The sequence below is a fragment of the Faucicola osloensis genome (assembly GCF_020041925.1).
GTDB lineage: Bacteria > Pseudomonadota > Gammaproteobacteria > Pseudomonadales > Moraxellaceae > Faucicola > Faucicola osloensis_D.
In genome coordinates this window covers 1,013,476-1,029,794 of sequence record NZ_CP083409.1, presented here as the reverse complement: position 1 = coordinate 1,029,794, position 16,319 = coordinate 1,013,476, and the positions used below count along the sequence as shown (strand labels likewise).

The 16,319-nt window shown below is 44.4% G+C and carries 12 protein-coding genes and 1 pseudogene; 9 read left to right on the top strand and 4 right to left on the bottom strand.

What is annotated here, in order from left to right; genetic code table 11:
* Window positions 1–10: 10 nt before the first annotated feature.
* Window positions 11–1,120, bottom strand: a complete 1,110-nt coding sequence (locus tag LAJ61_RS04485; protein WP_135887815.1) for an S-(hydroxymethyl)glutathione dehydrogenase/class III alcohol dehydrogenase — start codon at window positions 1,118–1,120, stop codon at window positions 11–13.
* 267 nt (window positions 1,121–1,387) lie between these two features.
* On the opposite strand from LAJ61_RS04485, the gene LAJ61_RS04480 reads away from it, so the two are divergent.
* The gene (locus tag LAJ61_RS04480) at window positions 1,388–1,636 is read left to right on the top strand and encodes an AMP-binding protein (RefSeq protein ID WP_007115126.1); all 249 of its coding nucleotides are present in this window, start codon (window positions 1,388–1,390) and stop codon (window positions 1,634–1,636) included.
* Between the two features lie 300 nt (window positions 1,637–1,936).
* On the opposite strand, the gene LAJ61_RS04475 is transcribed toward LAJ61_RS04480, so the two are convergent.
* Window positions 1,937–4,312, bottom strand: a complete 2,376-nt coding sequence (locus LAJ61_RS04475) for an FdhF/YdeP family oxidoreductase (protein WP_188875221.1) — start codon at window positions 4,310–4,312, stop codon at window positions 1,937–1,939.
* A 119-nt stretch (window positions 4,313–4,431) separates the two neighbouring features.
* On the opposite strand from LAJ61_RS04475, the pseudogene LAJ61_RS04470 reads away from it, so the two are divergent.
* A pseudogene (locus LAJ61_RS04470) lies at window positions 4,432–5,419 on the top strand (IS5 family transposase).
* Window positions 5,420–5,657: 238 nt separating this feature from the next.
* On the opposite strand, the gene acs reads toward LAJ61_RS04470, so the two are convergent.
* Window positions 5,658–7,607 (bottom strand): acetate--CoA ligase, encoded by a 1,950-nt coding sequence (gene acs / locus LAJ61_RS04465; RefSeq protein ID WP_224054621.1) that lies wholly within the window; start codon window positions 7,605–7,607, stop codon window positions 5,658–5,660.
* 364 nt (window positions 7,608–7,971) lie between these two features.
* On the opposite strand from acs, the gene LAJ61_RS04460 reads away from it, so the two are divergent.
* Window positions 7,972–9,324 (top strand): BaiN/RdsA family NAD(P)/FAD-dependent oxidoreductase, encoded by a 1,353-nt coding sequence (locus tag LAJ61_RS04460; RefSeq protein ID WP_224054620.1) that lies wholly within the window; start codon window positions 7,972–7,974, stop codon window positions 9,322–9,324.
* A 138-nt stretch (window positions 9,325–9,462) separates the two neighbouring features.
* Here the strand turns inward: LAJ61_RS04460 and ygfZ are convergent, their stop codons facing one another.
* Window positions 9,463–10,191 carry a CAF17-like 4Fe-4S cluster assembly/insertion protein YgfZ gene (ygfZ, locus tag LAJ61_RS04455; RefSeq protein ID WP_224054619.1) on the bottom strand — a complete coding sequence of 243 codons (729 nt, stop codon included), beginning with the start codon at window positions 10,189–10,191 and terminating at the stop codon, window positions 9,463–9,465.
* A gap of 300 nt (window positions 10,192–10,491) precedes the next feature.
* Here ygfZ and LAJ61_RS04450 point away from each other — a divergent pair, with 300 nt between their 5' ends.
* The 6 genes from LAJ61_RS04450 (at window position 10,492) to era (ending at window position 16,305) form a co-directional block, all read left to right on the top strand.
* Entirely contained in the window at window positions 10,492–10,857 is a 366-nt protein-coding gene (locus LAJ61_RS04450; protein ID WP_224054618.1) for a zinc ribbon domain-containing protein YjdM, read from the top strand.
* Window positions 10,858–11,046: 189 nt separating this feature from the next.
* Window positions 11,047–12,852 carry a translation elongation factor 4 gene (gene lepA, locus LAJ61_RS04445; protein WP_065253830.1) on the top strand — a complete coding sequence of 602 codons (1,806 nt, stop codon included), beginning with the start codon at window positions 11,047–11,049 and terminating at the stop codon, window positions 12,850–12,852.
* A gap of 8 nt (window positions 12,853–12,860) precedes the next feature.
* On the top strand, window positions 12,861–13,766 hold the full coding sequence (lepB, locus tag LAJ61_RS04440; protein WP_224054617.1) for a signal peptidase I: 906 nt from the start codon (window positions 12,861–12,863) through the stop codon (window positions 13,764–13,766).
* A 107-nt stretch (window positions 13,767–13,873) separates the two neighbouring features.
* Window positions 13,874–14,266, top strand: a complete 393-nt coding sequence (locus LAJ61_RS04435; protein ID WP_224054616.1) for a DUF4845 domain-containing protein — start codon at window positions 13,874–13,876, stop codon at window positions 14,264–14,266.
* 88 nt (window positions 14,267–14,354) lie between these two features.
* Window positions 14,355–15,140: a ribonuclease III gene (rnc, locus tag LAJ61_RS04430; RefSeq protein ID WP_224054615.1), complete on the top strand. Its 786-nt coding sequence runs from the start codon at window positions 14,355–14,357 to the stop codon at window positions 15,138–15,140.
* Between the two features lie 115 nt (window positions 15,141–15,255).
* Window positions 15,256–16,305 (top strand): GTPase Era, encoded by a 1,050-nt coding sequence (gene era, locus LAJ61_RS04425; protein WP_224054614.1) that lies wholly within the window; start codon window positions 15,256–15,258, stop codon window positions 16,303–16,305.
* Window positions 16,306–16,319: the final 14 nt, after the last annotated feature.

Sequence of the window (16,319 nt, the reverse complement as noted above, 5' to 3'; positions counted from 1 at the left end):
TGGTAATGGTTTAGTAATGCAACACTGAACGAATGGACTCACCTTTATGCATCAAATCAAATGCGGTATTGACATCTTCAAGACCCATGGTATGGGTGACAAAAGGTGCCAGTTGGATATCACCGTGCATGGCTTGCTCCACCATACCTGGCAGTTGTGAGCGACCTTTCACCCCACCAAATGCAGAGCCTAACCAGCGGCGACCTGTCACGAGTTGGAACGGACGAGTGGAAATCTCTTGACCTGCAGCCGCGACACCAATAATCACGCTTTGACCCCAACCGCGATGCGCGCATTCAAGTGCCGAGCGCATGACATTGACGTTACCGATACATTCAAAACTGTGATCCACGCCCCAACCTGTCATCTCAACAATCACTTGTTGAACGGGTTGGTCATAATCTTTTGGATTGACAAAATCGGTCGCGCCAAACTCACGGGCTAACTCAAATTTTTCAGGATTGGTATCAACCGCAATAATGCGGCCTGCTTTGGCAAGTTTGGCACCTTGAATCACAGCAAGCCCAATACCACCAAGCCCAAATACCGCCACGCTGTCGCCTTCTTGTACTTTAGCGGTATTTTTTACCGCACCTAGTCCTGTGGTGACGCCGCAACCTAATAGACAGACTTGCTCAGGATTGGCTTCAGGATTGATTTTGGCAAGCGATACGTCAGCAACGACAGTATATTCACTAAACGTCGAACAGCCCATATAGTGATAAATTGGCTGACCTTGATAGCTAAAACGGGTAGTACCATCAGGCATCACGCCTTTACCTTGGGTGGCACGCACTGCTACGCATAGGTTGGTTTTGTCACTTTTACAAAATAAACATTCACCACATTCAGCCGTATATAGCGGAATGACATGATCACCAGGTTGTACACTGGTTACCCCTTCACCGACTGCCATCACAATACCTGCGCCTTCATGACCCAAAACCGCTGGAAAAACCCCTTCAGGGTCATCGCCACTCAAGGTGAATGCGTCCGTGTGGCAAACGCCCGTATGGGTGATTTTAACGAGTACTTCACCTTTACGCGGTGGCTCAACGTCGATTTCGACGATTTGTAATGGTTGTCCCGCAGCGAAAGCTACCGCAGCACGCGATTTGATAGGTTTGGTAAAATCTAATGGCGCTGTGGCCGCAGTCATATCAGTCATCGGTTTATCCTTATTATATTGGTTTTATTAAAAATGCCTTTGGTCGGCATTATAACATAACCAATTATCGCATGATTAAGCTCAAAATTGTAAGCAATTGGGTTTAATTAAATCATCATTAAAATTAAAAATTTGAATTGGATTTTTAAAAATATTTAACAAGAAAATTTTGCCCATACCTTACAAAAAGTCATCGATAAAACGCCCGTTAAAAGAGTAGTGATTATCACGTTGGGTGATTTGCTAGGCGTTAAAGGCAAGTTTGTCAATCTTGGCGTCAAATATGTCAAAAAACTGGTAGCACCTTACCAAATTGACAACAACTATCAGCCGTTACGCTTAAGTCAGGTATTAACAGCTGCTCAAAATTTACCTTATCAACCGCCAAATAAATCACTGGATGATGTTGCCTTTATTCAATACACAGGCGGCACCACAGGCAGGCCCACGTCATTATGCATTTATTGAACAATTGCCCAAAACCGCGGTTGGCAAAATTCAAAAGACTCAATTACGACTGATTGATCAATAGGGCTTTTTACCGCTTTTTACGCCATTTTTCTTTATACAACCGCTTAATACAAGCGTTTAGATAAGCTGGGGCAACCTGATAGACTAGAACAGGCTGGGCATTTGATGGCTAGTGTAAATCACTTGTCACTATTTTATCAACTTTTCAGCCTGTTTTTTCAATCATCACTTTTTTATTCAATGATACTTTTACATTTAACAATCATCCATAGGGTTTTTTAAGCAACCCTATGATTATTAAGCACATTTTTTCAGCCTAACCGACACGGTTTTAAAGGCAGGCATGCCTGATTTTTTATCAAAATCTGTCATCGCAATCAGTGGATTGGCTTCAGGGTAGTACATAGCTAGATTGCCTTTAGGGATTTCATACAAAATGACTTGAAAGCCTGTGACTTTTCGCTCAATACCATCGCCGTATTCACTTTGGATAGTCACCTTATCACCTGCTTTTAAATCCAATCTATCAGCATCATCAGCATTCATAAAAATTACTTGCCGCGTGTCAAAAACGTTGCGATAGCGGTCATCCAACCCATAAATGGTGGTATTGAATTGGTCATGAGAACGGATACTGGTTAGTGTTAATAAATCATCGGGCTGAGCCGTCAATTTATCTGCATAAATCTCGGTTAACGGTGTAAAGAAAAAGGTGGCTTTACCAGATTGGGTCTGCCATTCATAACGGTTGGCAGGATGCGGTAGATGAAAGCCTTGTTTGGTATAGACTTTTTGGTTAAAGTTATCAAAGCCTTCAATGGCTTTAGCAATGTCATTACGAATTCGGTCGTAATCTTCTACATACCAAGCCCAACGAATCGGGCTATGCCTAAGTGTAGCCGCAGCGATACTTGCGATAATCTCAGTTTCAGCGCGCAATTTATGTGAAACAGGCTGACGCGCTCCTTGTGACAACACTACATTACACATGGAATCTTCAATACTAATGTATTGGTTATTGTCGCCTTGCTTATCAATTTCTGTTCGTCCTAAACAAGGTAAAATAATGGCTTCTTTACCATGAATCAAGTGGCTACGATTGAGCTTGGTCTGTATCTGTACCGTTAACTCACAGCCGCGAATACCCGCTTCTGTACGTGCTTTATCGGGGGTTGCCACTGCAAAATTGCCCGCTAGGCTCATAAATACTTTAACCTTGCCTTGTTGCATGGCTTCAAGGGTCTCTACAACGTTATAGCCATGCGCTCTAGGGGACTTAATGCCAAAAACTTTGTCGATTTGATCAAGTAGCTTATCTGAAGGCTTGTCCCATACACCCATGGTACGGTTACCTTGAACATTACTATGCCCACGAATCGGCGCAAGTCCCGTCCCTGTCTTGCCAATATGCCCCATAACTAAGGCTAAATTTGCCAATATATGCACATTGTCCGTACCATGACGATGCTGGGTGATGCCCATACACCATGTTAAAATAGGACGTTTACTCTCTCGATAAAGCTGGGCTAGTTGCTCAATTTGCTGCGCGTCTAACCCTGTAATATGATAAATGGTTTGCCAATCGGTCGCCCTTACCCCTGCAATCATTTCATCAAAGCCTACGGTCTGGGCTTGAATAAAGTCATGATCAAAAATAGCGGCTTTACCGTTATCCCGTGCCTCGCGATCCCAATTATCTAAATGCTTGAGTATGCCCGTCATTAACGCATAGTCTGAGCCAATGTTTAGCTGGAAAAAATAGTGACTAAGTGGCGTGCTACCATTTGTCAGCATTTGGCTTGGGCGTTTTGGATCTTGAAAACGGGTAAGTCCCCGCTCTTTAAGCGGATTAATCACAATGATTTTGCCACCACGCTCAGCGACATTTGCCAATGTTTCTAGCATACGTGGGTGATTGGTACCTGGATTATGCCCAAAACTCCACACGCTGTCACAATGCTCAAAGTCATCCATTACGATGGTTGCTTTACCTAAGCCGATACTATCTTTTAACCCCACACTGCTTGCTTCATGGCACATATTGGAGCAATCTGGCATATTGTTCGTGCCATAGCATTTGGTAAATAACTGATACAAAAACGACGCTTCATTACTGGCTCGACCAGAGGTATAAAAGACAGCTTCATTCGGGTCATCCAATCGATTGAGATGACTGGCAATCAACTGATAAGCAGCTTCCCATTCGATGGGTTCGTACTTATCAGTCGCCGCATTGTACTGCATAGGCTCAGTCAAGCGTCCTTGGTTTTCCAAGAAATAATCACTTTGCGCGAGCAGTTCAGTGACGGTATATTTGGCAAAAAAATCAGCCGTCACGGTTTTTTTGGTGGTTTCAAATGCCGTTGCTTTAGCCCCATTTTCACAAAAATTAATGGGCTTTTTTTTGCCGTTTGGAAATGCACAACTTGGGCACTTAGTGCCAAATGGCTGATTTAGGTCTAATAATGTGATTGGCGCACGGGTCAATGCCTGCTGCTTTCGCATATTACCTTGCACGGCTATCAACGCACCCCAACCCCCAGATGGCGTAATAAGCGCATCAAGTTTATTATCGGTTTGGTTCAAATCGGTGGTATGAGTCAAACTATGAGGAAGATTGACATAGTCAAAAATTTGATTCGTCAACGTATGGAAGGGTTGCATTAATCGCATGGCGTTTTCCAAAATATTTGAGGAGAGATAAATTAGAAACCTTTGCACGAACAAATAAACAAAAGTTTGTAAAATTGATATAATAAAGTAAAATTAACCAGATAGCGAAAGATACCAATATGGCATGGAAACAAACAGGGCAACTCTCCCTAGCAGACAGTCTCATTAACGCTCACAAAGCCATCAAAGAATTAGATGAACTACATAACCTAATCAACTGGCAAACTATCGAGCAAACCTTACGCCACGTTCATAGCAGTGATCGTGGCGAAAGTGCCTTTCACCCTGTCATCATGTTTAAAATCTTACTACTACAAAAACTCTATAACCTATCCGACCCAGCCATGGAAAAACAACTGGCAAGAGATTTACTATTTCGTCGCTTTGTTGGTCTATCGCTTACCGATAACGTACCCGACCACAGCACCATCTGGCGATACCACAAACACTTAGGTGAACTTGGACTCATAAAACCCTTATTCAACCAAATCAATGAGCAACTAGCCGAGCAAAATATCATCATCAAAGCAGGCAGTGTTAGCATCATTGATGCCAGTATCGTTGAAGCCAAAAACAAACGAGCTAAAAAAGGCAAACATACCGACAATACCCGAGATAACGAAGCTGCCTACGTCAGTAAAAAAGACAGCACAGGCAAAGTAAAAACCACCTACGGCTTTAAAATCCATCTTAATTGTGATGAAGACAGCTTTGTCAAAAAGATTCAAACTACCCCAGCCAATGTCCATGATTCACAATGTTTTACCACGCTTTTAACAGGTGATGAATCTGCCGTTTACGCCGACAGTGCGTATAAAAGCCAAGCCCATGACAACTATCTTGCCGAGCATGAACCGCCTATCAACAATCATATCCATGATAGGGCATGGCGTAATACACCACTTACCGAACAACAGAAACGTACCAATACCCAAAAGAGCCAAACCAGAAATACGGTAGAACGGGTATTCGGTCATTTTAAATTATGGGATGAGCAAGGCTCGTCATCTTGGCTTAATGCAATTTCATACCCGTACATTGCTTGCTAGCATTGTGCATAATTTAAAAACTGCCCTAGGTTTGAAGCGAAAATACGGACTATCTTAGGATTATTGTGTCTGTTGGTTGGCAAAACTAGCCAATAGACGTTAATTTACTGCAATTTAGGAGGCTTTTATGCCAATTCGGTGACTTTTTTCGCTTTTTTAACACCAATTCCAGTTTTTAGTTGAGTTTGAAATTGGTGTCGAGAGATAGTCGCTGGTTTGTGCAAAGGTCTCTAACAATTAAAAAACCATGAAAAAATGCCTGTAACTACAGACGTTTTTTCAATTTTGGTAAGCAACTAAGCGGGTTGTTTATCAGCTTTAACCACATTGATGAGGTTATCAACCACCTCTGGTTCTGCCAAGGTTGAAGTATCGCCTAAACCTTCAAATTCATGCGCGGCAAGTTTACGCAGAATACGGCGCATGATTTTACCGGAGCGCGTTTTTGGTAAGGCTTCGACCAAATATAGCGAGTCTAAGTTGGCGATTGGACCAATCTCACCACGGACATGACGGTTGATTTCACCTTTGAGCATCTCGCTTGGCTCTTCGCCCGATTTTAAAATGACGTAAGCGGCAACGCCTTGACCTTTAAGCTCATGGGGCATACCGACAATAGCCGCTTCAGCGACCGCAGGATGCGATACTAACGCACTTTCAATCTCTGCTGTACCTAGGCGATGACCAGAGACGTTTAAGACATCATCCACACGACCTGTGATCCAATAATGACCGTCTTCATCGCGCAGGGCACCATCGCCAGTGAAGTAAGCGCCTGGATAGGTACTAAAGTAAGTTTCTAAAAAGCGTTTATGGTCTCCCCAAATGGTACGCATTTGACCTGGCCAACTGTCTTTGATGATTAAGTTGCCTTCGGCAGCGCCCGTTAATTCAGCACCTTCGGCATCGACAATCGCTGGCTTGATACCATACAGCGGATTCATCGCGGAGCCTGGTTTAAGATCAACTGTATTGGGGATTGGCGCCATCAAAATACCCCCGGTTTCAGTTTGCCACCAAGTATCGACAATCGGACAACGTCCTTCGCCCACCACGTTATAGTACCAGTTCCAAGCTTCAGGATTGATAGGTTCACCCACCGAGCCCAACAGACGTAAGCTAGAACGGTTTGATTTACGGACGTAATCATCGCCTTCTTTCATCATCGCGCGAATGGCGGTTGGCGCAGTATACAAGATGGTAACGTCATGCTTATCAACGATATGACCGATACGCGCCCAATCTGGGTACTGTGGCACCCCTTCAAACATCACGGTCGTTGTGCCGTTGGCAAGTGGTCCATATACCACATAGGTATGACCAGTGACCCAGCCCACATCGGCGGTACACCAAAATACGTCATTGTCTTTGATATCAAACACGTCACGGAAGGTGGATAACGCATAGGTCAAATAACCACCGGTGGTGTGTACCACGCCTTTAGGCTTGCCAGTTGAGCCTGAGGTGTAAAGCAAAAATAGCGGGTCTTCGGCATTCATTGGCTCTGGTGGACAGTCTTCAGAGGCGTTGTCGATTAAATTGTGATACCAAATGTCGCGGCGACCGCTCATTGGGATGGATTCACCGGTACGGTACACCACAATGACCTTTTCAACACATTCGGTACCGTCATGGTCTAGCGCACGATCCACATTTTGTTTGAGCGGCGTATGTTTACCGCCACGCACAGATTCATCAGCAGTGATGACAATTTTTGATTGGCTATCGATGATACGGCTGGCTAAACTCTCTGCTGAAAACCCACCAAATACCAATGAGTGAACCGCGCCAATCCGCGCACAAGCCAGCATCGCAACCGCCGCTTCAGGAATCATCGGTAAATAAATGGTGACGCGGTCGCCTTTTTTGACGCCTTTACGACGCAGTGCGCTACCAAGGCGGCATACTTCTGAATGTAGCTCTTTGTATGAGATAATTTTATGAAGTGAAGGGTGGTCGCCTTCCCAAATAATCGCAGGCTTGTAAGGGTTTTCAGCAACGTGACGGTCAAGACAGTTGACCGATAGATTAAGCTCACCATCTTCAAACCATTTAATGCTAAAATTGTTTAGGTCATAATTGACGTTTTTGATTTTGGTGGGTTTTTTTATCCAATCAACCCATTCTGCGCGTTTTGCCCAAAACGCTTCGTTATTTTCGACAGATTCTTGATAGGTTTCGGCGTATTTTTGGGGAGTGGTGTTGGCTTTAGCGGCAAATTCAGCGCTATGAGGGTAGCTCTTCATAAAACATTCCTTGTTATGACAGGTTGGTGGGGTAATACTCTAAATGGCTACGAACTGACAAACGGCTCAAATAGGTAGCTGGCTTAACTTCAAAAACAACATTTTCACGTTGATAAGCTAACATTGACAAGCTGACAGTAACACCGGCTATCAACACAGCGATGAAACGAGCCATCAATAAACGTCCGCTCACTATGAAAATGCAATACAATCTAATCCTTGATTCTAGAGTGCCTTTTCCTTAGTTTGGCAAAAAATCACAAATTTTGCAATGTTACTCAGGATATTTTTTTAGAGCTTAGACAAATATCTTTATTGTAAGCGGATTCTCATTTGGTCTTTTACTTGATAAATAGCGGTCATCATGCAGCAACAACATACTTCATCAAATACTTCACCAAAGATTGACACGGTTCAAAATCACGCTGGGTTAACAAATGCACCGTCCACGTTTGCGTATGATGTCATCATCATCGGGGCAGGCGCATCAGGGCTGTTTTGTGCATTGACAGCGGGCAAGCGCGGACGGCGGGTACTGGTGGTAGATCATGCCAATAAAGCGGGCAAGAAAATCCTTATGAGTGGCGGTGGGCGCTGTAATTTTACCAACTATGACATTGAGCCCAAGCATTATTTAAGTAGCAATCCGCACTTTTGCAAATCGGCGTTGTCACGCTATTTAAATTGGGATTTTATTGGCATGGTTAGCCAGTATCAGATTCCCTATCATGAGCGTGAGCATGGGCAACTGTTTTGTGATACTTCTGCCAATGATATTTTGCAAATGCTGTTGAATGAATGCCGTGCCAATCAAGTGACTATTCAACTAAAAACCATCATCCAGCAAATCCAAGCGTTACCCGACAATACGGGGTTTGTTTTAACTGTCAATCAACCAGCTAGTCAACAGCCTCATCAAGCAGCCAATCAAGCAGCCAATCAAAAAAGTAGCCAGCAAACCTTAACTTGTCACTCGTTGGTAGTCGCCACAGGCGGGCTGTCAATTCCAACCATGGGTGCGACAGGATTTGGTTACCAAGTAGCGCAGCAATTTGGACATACCATTGTGCCAACGTCGGCAGGACTAGTACCCTTTACCTTTACCGATAAGATTGGCGATGCGATTAAATCGTTATCGGGGGTTAGTTTTGAGGTCATTGCGTTTAACGAGCGCATCAGTTTTAGGTTACCCGTGCTATTTACCCATCGCGGTTTATCTGGGCCTGCGATGTTACAGCTATCGAATTATTGGCATGTGGGCGAGCCGATTTTTATCAATTTATTCCCAAGCCTGGATATGGCCGCATTTTTAGCTGAGCAAAAAAAACATCACCCAAAACAGCTGATCAGAACCGTGCTAAATGACCACATAGGCGCGGCGGCGCTACCTAAAAAAGTGATGGCTACTTTGCAAAGTTTATTGTGGCAAGACATGGCTGAGACTGAGCTTGCCAATATCAGAGACGAGAAGTTAGCGCAGCTTGGTGAGCAGCTCAATGCTTGGCGTTTGATGCCATCAGGCACTGAAGGCTATCGTACAGCGGAAGTCACCCGTGGCGGCGTTGCTACTGATAAAGTCTCCTCAAAAACCATGCAAAGTCAGTTACAACCGAATTTGTATTTTATCGGAGAAGTGCTAGATGTTACTGGTTGGCTGGGTGGCTACAATTTCCAGTGGGCTTGGGCAAGTGGGTTTGTGGCTGGCGAAGTGGTTTAGGCATAAAATGGTTTAGGTTTGAAGTGGGTTAGTATTGATAAACCTAAAAAAATGGTTAAAAAAGGCATCAGAGAAATGCCTTTTTTAGTTTAACCGATTTATTTTCACTTATTTACTTTAAGCAAGTTTGGTGGGTGTTTAATGTTGGCGCGCAACGGGTTGTTGCAGTGCTTGAGGTAGCTCAAGAATGGTCAGGTTACTGGCGGCAATATCATCGGGACGTGCCACCACCAAGGCTTCAAAACCTGTCTCAGTAGCAATGCTATTGACCACATCCACGTTGCCAATTTTTTCACCTGCGTTAGGTATATCACCGGTACCTGCGACTCGGTGGAGCCAAGCTTTTGGGCTGGCCTTAAAATATAACCGCGCAATGATTTCTTGACCTAAATAACAGCCTTTATCGTAGTCAACGCCGCCTTGTTGGTGTAGACGTAATTCTTGGGGTTGCCACAAGCCTGCGGTGGCTTTGACAATCCAGTAATTGCCTGTAGCGATACTCGCTTTTTGCCATGCTTTGCGGTGAACGTCGGTGTCAGTACCATTGTCTGATTCGCTAAAACTAGGTACCCCATTGTCAACAACCGCAAAAATATCACGTGGGGCTGATAGGGTAAGTTTTGAGAACGCCGCGTATTTTTTGATATGCTTGGCAAACTCATCGGCACAGTCTTGGCTGATGACGATTTGGTAAGCGTCATCCGCTATTTCTCTAATCCAAATACCAAGCGCAACGCGCCCTTTGAGATTACTAATCGCGGTCGCTTGGAATTGCTCGCTGAGTTTGGTGACGTTGCAGGTTACTTGGCCTTGCAAGAATTTTTGGGCATCGGCACCGGTTATATCAAAGACGACGAAATCTGTCATGGTGGCTCTCTTTTTATTGGCTAAAAAAATTATAATCAAAGTTTTGCACAATTGGGCTCAGACTGCAATCATGCTTTATTAGGTTATGCTTGGCTAAGTTCTGCTTTAAATTCTGATTTACTAGGTCATTTGTCAGAGGATTTGTCTGTGCTGGCTGATTACTATTATTGGGGTGAGTTATCGCGTACAATACCCCACCAATGCAAGTTAGACAGCTAATCGACTATATGTGTGAGTTATCGCGTACAATACCCCACCTAACGACTGTTAAATTCTTTCTAAGATAATTGAGCGTGTACTATGAGTTTACCTGCCTGTCCCCCATGCCCCAAGTGTAAAGAAAATTATACATACCAAGATGGTGATTTACTGATTTGCCCGATGTGTGGCTTTGAAGCACAGCAGCAGGCATGGCAAACGGGCGAAACCGAAGCAGCCAGCGAACAAGTTATTAAAGATGCCGTCGGCAATGTGCTACAAGATGGGGATAGTGTGACGGTTATTAAAGACTTAAAAGTCAAAGGTGCAAGTACCCCCATTAAAGTTGGCACCAAAGTCAAATCCATTCGCCTGCTCCATGATGCTACCGATGATCATGATATTGATTGTAAAATTGACGGTTTTGGCGCGATGAAACTCAAATCCAGCGTCGTCAAAAAAGCTTAGTTTGGGGAGGGTTTGGGCTTTGTTTTGGGCTCTGGGTTTGCAACAGATATTGACACCCAACGCTTATCTTTTTTTATGACATCCCAAAAGCTGTCACAATAAATTCAGTAGGTGATTGTGGAAAAATACGTTACAATAAGGCTATTTTTCTACAAATTTAATCATATACTTTTTTGTTAGTAGGTAATTGTGACCGCCTTATCTCATATTCGTAATTTTTCTATTATTGCCCATATCGACCACGGTAAATCCACGCTTGCCGACCGCATTATCCAAATGTGTGGTGGTCTACAAGCACGTGAAATGCAGGCGCAAGTACTTGACTCGATGGATATTGAGCGCGAGCGCGGTATTACCATTAAAGCCCAATCTGTCACGCTGTATTATAACCACCCAAACGGTGACAAATACCAGTTTAACTTTATTGATACCCCAGGGCACGTCGATTTTTCGTATGAAGTGTCGCGTTCACTGGCAGCTTGCGAAGGCGCTTTGCTGGTGGTTGATGCCGCGCAAGGCGTAGAAGCGCAGTCGGTTGCCAACTGTTATACCGCGATTGAGCAGGGGCTTGAAGTATTACCGGTACTCAACAAGATTGACTTACCGCAAGTGGATCCCGAGCGCGTGATTCAAGAAATCGAAGACATTATCGGGATTGAAGCGATGGATGCACCGCGCGTGTCTGCCAAGACAGGGGTGGGCGTGGATGATTTGCTACAAGCGATTGTTGAGCGTATTCCCGCGCCTGAAGGCGACCGTGATGCCCCTTTGCAAGCGTTAATTATTGACTCATGGTTTGACAATTATCTTGGGGTTGTGTCACTGGTACGTGTGCGTCAAGGCACGCTCAAAAAAGACGATAAAATCCATATCAAATCGACCAAAGGCACGCATATTGTGACATCGATTGGGGTGTTTACCCCAAAATCGTTTGAGACCAATATCTTAGAAGCCGGCGAAGTGGGTTTTGTGATTGCCGGTATCAAAGACATTGGCGGTGCGCCTGTGGGCGATACCATTACCCTTGCCAAAACCCCAGATGTAGATAGCATACCAGGGTTTAAAAAGGTCAAGCCGCAAGTCTATGCCGGTATGTTCCCTGTCGATTCGAGTGACTTTGAGGCGTTTCGTGAAGCGCTACAAAAACTGCAAGTCAATGACGCTGCGTTGTTTTTTGAGCCTGATACCTCTGACGCACTTGGGTTTGGTTTTCGCTGTGGTTTCTTGGGGATGCTGCATATGGAAATCATCCAAGAACGTCTTGAGCGTGAATATGATTTAGATTTGATTACCACGGCACCGACCGTTATCTACGAAATCAAAAAACGCAATGGTGAGATTATCCAAATCGATAACCCATCAAAAATGCCTGACCCAGGTCTGATTGATGAGTTTCGTGAGCCGATTGCGCGCTGTCACATTCTGGTGCCACCCGATTATCTAGGTAACGTGATGACATTATGTATCGAGCGTCGTGGTATCCAAGTTGATATGAAGTTTATGGGACAGCAAGTGCAGTTGACCTTTGATATTCCGATGGGTGAAGTGGTCATGGACTTTTTTGACCGTCTAAAATCAGTGTCACGTGGCTTTGCGTCACTGGATTACGGCTTTGAGCGCTTTGAAACAGATAAACTGGTTCGGGTAGATGTACTCATTAATGGCGAAAAAGTTGATGCACTGGCGATGATTTGTCATGCTGAGCAAGCGCGCTATCGCGGTAATCAGCTGGTTGAAAAAATGAAAGAATTGATTCCTCGTCAAATGTTTGACGTGGCAATTCAAGCGGCGATTGGTAGCCAAATCATTGCCCGTAGCACGGTCAAAGCCATGCGTAAAGACGTACTTGCCAAATGTTATGGCGGTGACGTGTCACGTAAGAAAAAACTACTGTCAAAGCAAAAAGAAGGTAAAAAACGCATGAAGCAAGTGGGGCGTGTTGAGATTCCACAAGAAGCGTTTTTGGCGGTGTTAAAAGTGGATAACCAGTCGTAGAGGCAAGTATGGATTTTGATTTTAATTTGATTCTTGTCCCTGCGACCTTGATTTTGGGCGCTATTTGGCTACTGGATAAATTGGTACTAAAGCAAAAGCAAAGCAAAGGATTGGAGAAATCGACTGCGCCGGTGCGATGGGCGTATGATTTTTTCCCGATTTTAGTCATCGTCTTGGTGGTGCGTTCGTTTTTGATTGAGCCGTTTAATATTCCCTCATCGTCGATGGTGCCAACCTTATACACGGGTGACTTTATTGCGGTCAATAAATACGCGTATGGTATCCGCTTGCCACTGGTGAATACCAAGGTGCTTGACTTAGGCGCGCCACAGCATGGTGATGTGGTGGTATTTCGCTATCCTGAGAACCCAAAAATTTATTATATCAAGCGGGTGATTGGCGTAGGTGGGGATACGGTGAGCTTTAATAACGGGCAGTTAAGCGTCAATGGTAAAGCGATTGCGACCACGCCTGCCAACTTTACCCCTGACCCTAAGATGACAGCGCAGCTCTATCCGCCAGGTAAAACCGAGACCGGTGAGCTTGTGACAGCTGAGCAAGCAGCGCAATTGGGCAATCAAGAAGAATTGTCTGCCAAATACGTGCAAGAATCACCCAGTAGCAATCATCAACATTTGGTGCGCTATTTGGGTGACAAAAATTGGTTTCAATATGCCAGCTTTTTGCAGCAAGCCTCACCTCAATTGATGGCAAGCCAAGGTCAACAATGGCAACTAACAGTACCTAAAGGACACTATTTTGTGATGGGCGATAACCGTGATCGCAGTGCTGATAGTCGTTTTTGGGGGTTTGTACCTGATGAGAACCTAGCGGGTAAAGCCGTGTATGTGTGGACGCACAAAGCCAGTGGATTAAGTCTACCCACCTTTAATCGCAATGGCGCAATACACTAACCGCTTACTTTAAAAAATTGGATATCAAAGCCTTTGTTGTTGAGAATATTTAATTAACTAAAGCTTACATTAACCTATCTTGAGCGATTGTCAAAGGAGAATACGGCATGAACCTACCAAGTCATCAGCGCGGCGCCAGCGTAACGGGTATCGTGATTATGATTGTACTCATCGTCGTGTGTGCCAAACTCGGTTTAGCTATTATCCCTGCCCAAGTCGGTCACTACCAACTCAAAAAATCGTTGGCTTTTGAACTCAAAAAGTCCAATGACAATAAAGAAAGTGTCAAAGATTTTTTAGGTAACGTCAATTCCCAATGGAATATTAACGGTGTCAGCCAAAAGGCAGAAGATGTCGTGGAAGTGGTGGATGATACGCCAGGTGCGATGTCAGTGAAACTAAAATACGATGAAGCAAACAACTTTTTTGGTAACGTCGATATTGTCAATCGCTTTGAAGATACCATTAGCGCAGAAGATGCCAAAGTCGCCAAGCAATAGTTATTAGTTATTGAGCTTGTAGCCCCAATGTAAGTGATAGCCATGTTATGATTTAAATGGCGAATACTTTTCTAACAATTTGAAGCAGATGAATTTACCAATCACTATCCCTACCTTTAATCTCAAAAAACTACCGCCACAAGTGCGTCAATTAACCGCGCTGTTTTATCAAATGGGTTATCAGTTTGATAATGTGAATTTACCCATTATGGCACTCATGCATCGCTCATTTGATAGCGAACACAATTATGAGCGATTAGAGTTCTTGGGAGATGCATTGCTCGGTGTGATCATCGCAGAAGCCTTATTTTTGCGCTATCCCGACTATAATGAAGGTCGGCTCAGTCGCTTACGTGCGTCGCTTGTGCGCGAAGAAACTTTGGTGATTATCGCAAAGCAGCTCAATTTGTCGGATTATTTGATTTTAGGGGTGGGCGAGCGTAAAGGCGGTGGTCGTCAGCGCGCCTCAATCTTGGCAGATAGCGTTGAAGCTTTGATTGGCGCCATTTATCTTGACAGTCAAAATTTTGACACCGTTAAGGCTTGTGTGCTGGCGTGGTTTGAAGATTTGTTCGAAAAAGTGAAAGAACAAAAAGTGCTAAAAGATGCCAAAAGTCGTTTACAAGAGCTGTTGCAGGCACACCAACTTGCGCTACCTCGCTATGAGGTGACCGAAACCATCGGCAATGCCCCCAATCAAATTTTTGTGGTCAGCTGCCAAGTCGAGATTGTTTGTGACAATAAAACCGCCAAACCCATAGCGCCAACCCAAGCTTCAGTCACAGCCCAAGGGGAAAGTCGCCGTATTGCCGAGCAGCGCTGCGCTGAAGCTATGCTGAGTAAAATCAGTGATTTGTTACCGCCGCTGCGCTAATTTGCCAATCTGCTATACTGTCAACACCCAAATTTGCTGAAATGCTTACTGAAATTTGCTCAAAACTCTTCTACAATAATTTGTACCCTTTAAACCAATGTTGAGACCCCACTTTATGTCTAACCAAGCAGACGCTACCCAACAAACCACCACTGACCCAGCTGTCGATATTCCATCAGCGGACAACAACCATGATGTTATCAGTCAATTTTTCAGTGGGCAAAGCGAATCAGCACCCGCGCGTGCGGTGGATTTTCGCACGGGATATGTAGCCATTGTCGGACGTCCAAACGTGGGTAAATCAACATTGATGAATCATGTGTTGGGTCAAAAATTGTCGATTACCTCGCGAAAACCCCAAACCACTCGCCATCGCATTATGGGGATTTTGACCAACGAGCAATTACAAGCGATTTTTGTTGACACCCCAGGTATCCATAGCCGCGAAGTGCGCGCTATCAATGAGCGCATGAATAAGGCAGCAACTTCGGCTTTGGCAGACGTTGATGCGGTATTGTTTGTGATTGATAGCCTAAAATGGGTGGAAGATGATGAGCTGGTGTTTGCCAAAGTGCAAAATTTGGGCGTCCCTGTGATTGCAGTGATTAATAAAAGCGACACTATTAAGGACGAAGCTCAGCTGTTCGCACTACTACAAAAACTGCATGACACCCAAGTATTTAGTGATATCGTGCCCGTATCTGCATTACGTGCGCATAACTTAGATGAGCTAGTACGAGTCATCGGTAAGCATTTACCGATTGCAGCGCCCATCTATGATGCAGAACAAGTTACTGACCGTTCAGAACGCTTTTTAGCCAGTGAAATCATTCGTGAAAAAGTGATGCGGGCATCGGGCGATGAGATTCCTTACGATTTAACCGTACAAATCGATACCTTTAAGGATGAGCCTGCGCATCAAGACCCAAAAACAGGGAAATGGCGTAAAGCCGTGACCTTTATCGATGCCACGATTTTTGTCGAGCGTCAAGGTCAAAAGGTGATTGTCATCGGTGATAAAGGCGAAAAAATCAAACAAATCGGCATCGAAGCGCGCCAAGATATGGAAAAAATGTTTGATAAAAAAGTGATGCTAACACTGTGGGTTAAAGTCAAAAAAGGCTGGTCAGATGATGAGCGTGCGCTAACGAGCTTGGGCTACTAGGTTATAGGCTAAAG

Bases quoted from the DNA above. Each gene is read 5' to 3' on its own strand.
- acs (WP_224054621.1), bottom strand. From the start codon at position 7,607: ATGAAGAGCTACCCTCATAGCGCTGAATTTGCCGCTAAAGCCAACACC.
- LAJ61_RS04435 (WP_224054616.1), top strand. From the start codon at position 13,874: ATGAACCTACCAAGTCATCAGCGCGGCGCCAGCGTAACGGGTATCGTG.
- ygfZ (WP_224054619.1), bottom strand. From the start codon at position 10,191: ATGACAGATTTCGTCGTCTTTGATATAACCGGTGCCGATGCCCAAAAA.
- LAJ61_RS04475 (WP_188875221.1), bottom strand. From the start codon at position 4,312: ATGCGATTAATGCAACCCTTCCATACGTTGACGAATCAAATTTTTGAC.
- LAJ61_RS04450 (WP_224054618.1), top strand. From the start codon at position 10,492: ATGAGTTTACCTGCCTGTCCCCCATGCCCCAAGTGTAAAGAAAATTAT.
- era (WP_224054614.1), top strand. From the start codon at position 15,256: ATGTCTAACCAAGCAGACGCTACCCAACAAACCACCACTGACCCAGCT.
- lepB (WP_224054617.1), top strand. From the start codon at position 12,861: ATGGATTTTGATTTTAATTTGATTCTTGTCCCTGCGACCTTGATTTTG.
- rnc (WP_224054615.1), top strand. From the start codon at position 14,355: ATGAATTTACCAATCACTATCCCTACCTTTAATCTCAAAAAACTACCG.
- LAJ61_RS04460 (WP_224054620.1), top strand. From the start codon at position 7,972: ATGCAGCAACAACATACTTCATCAAATACTTCACCAAAGATTGACACG.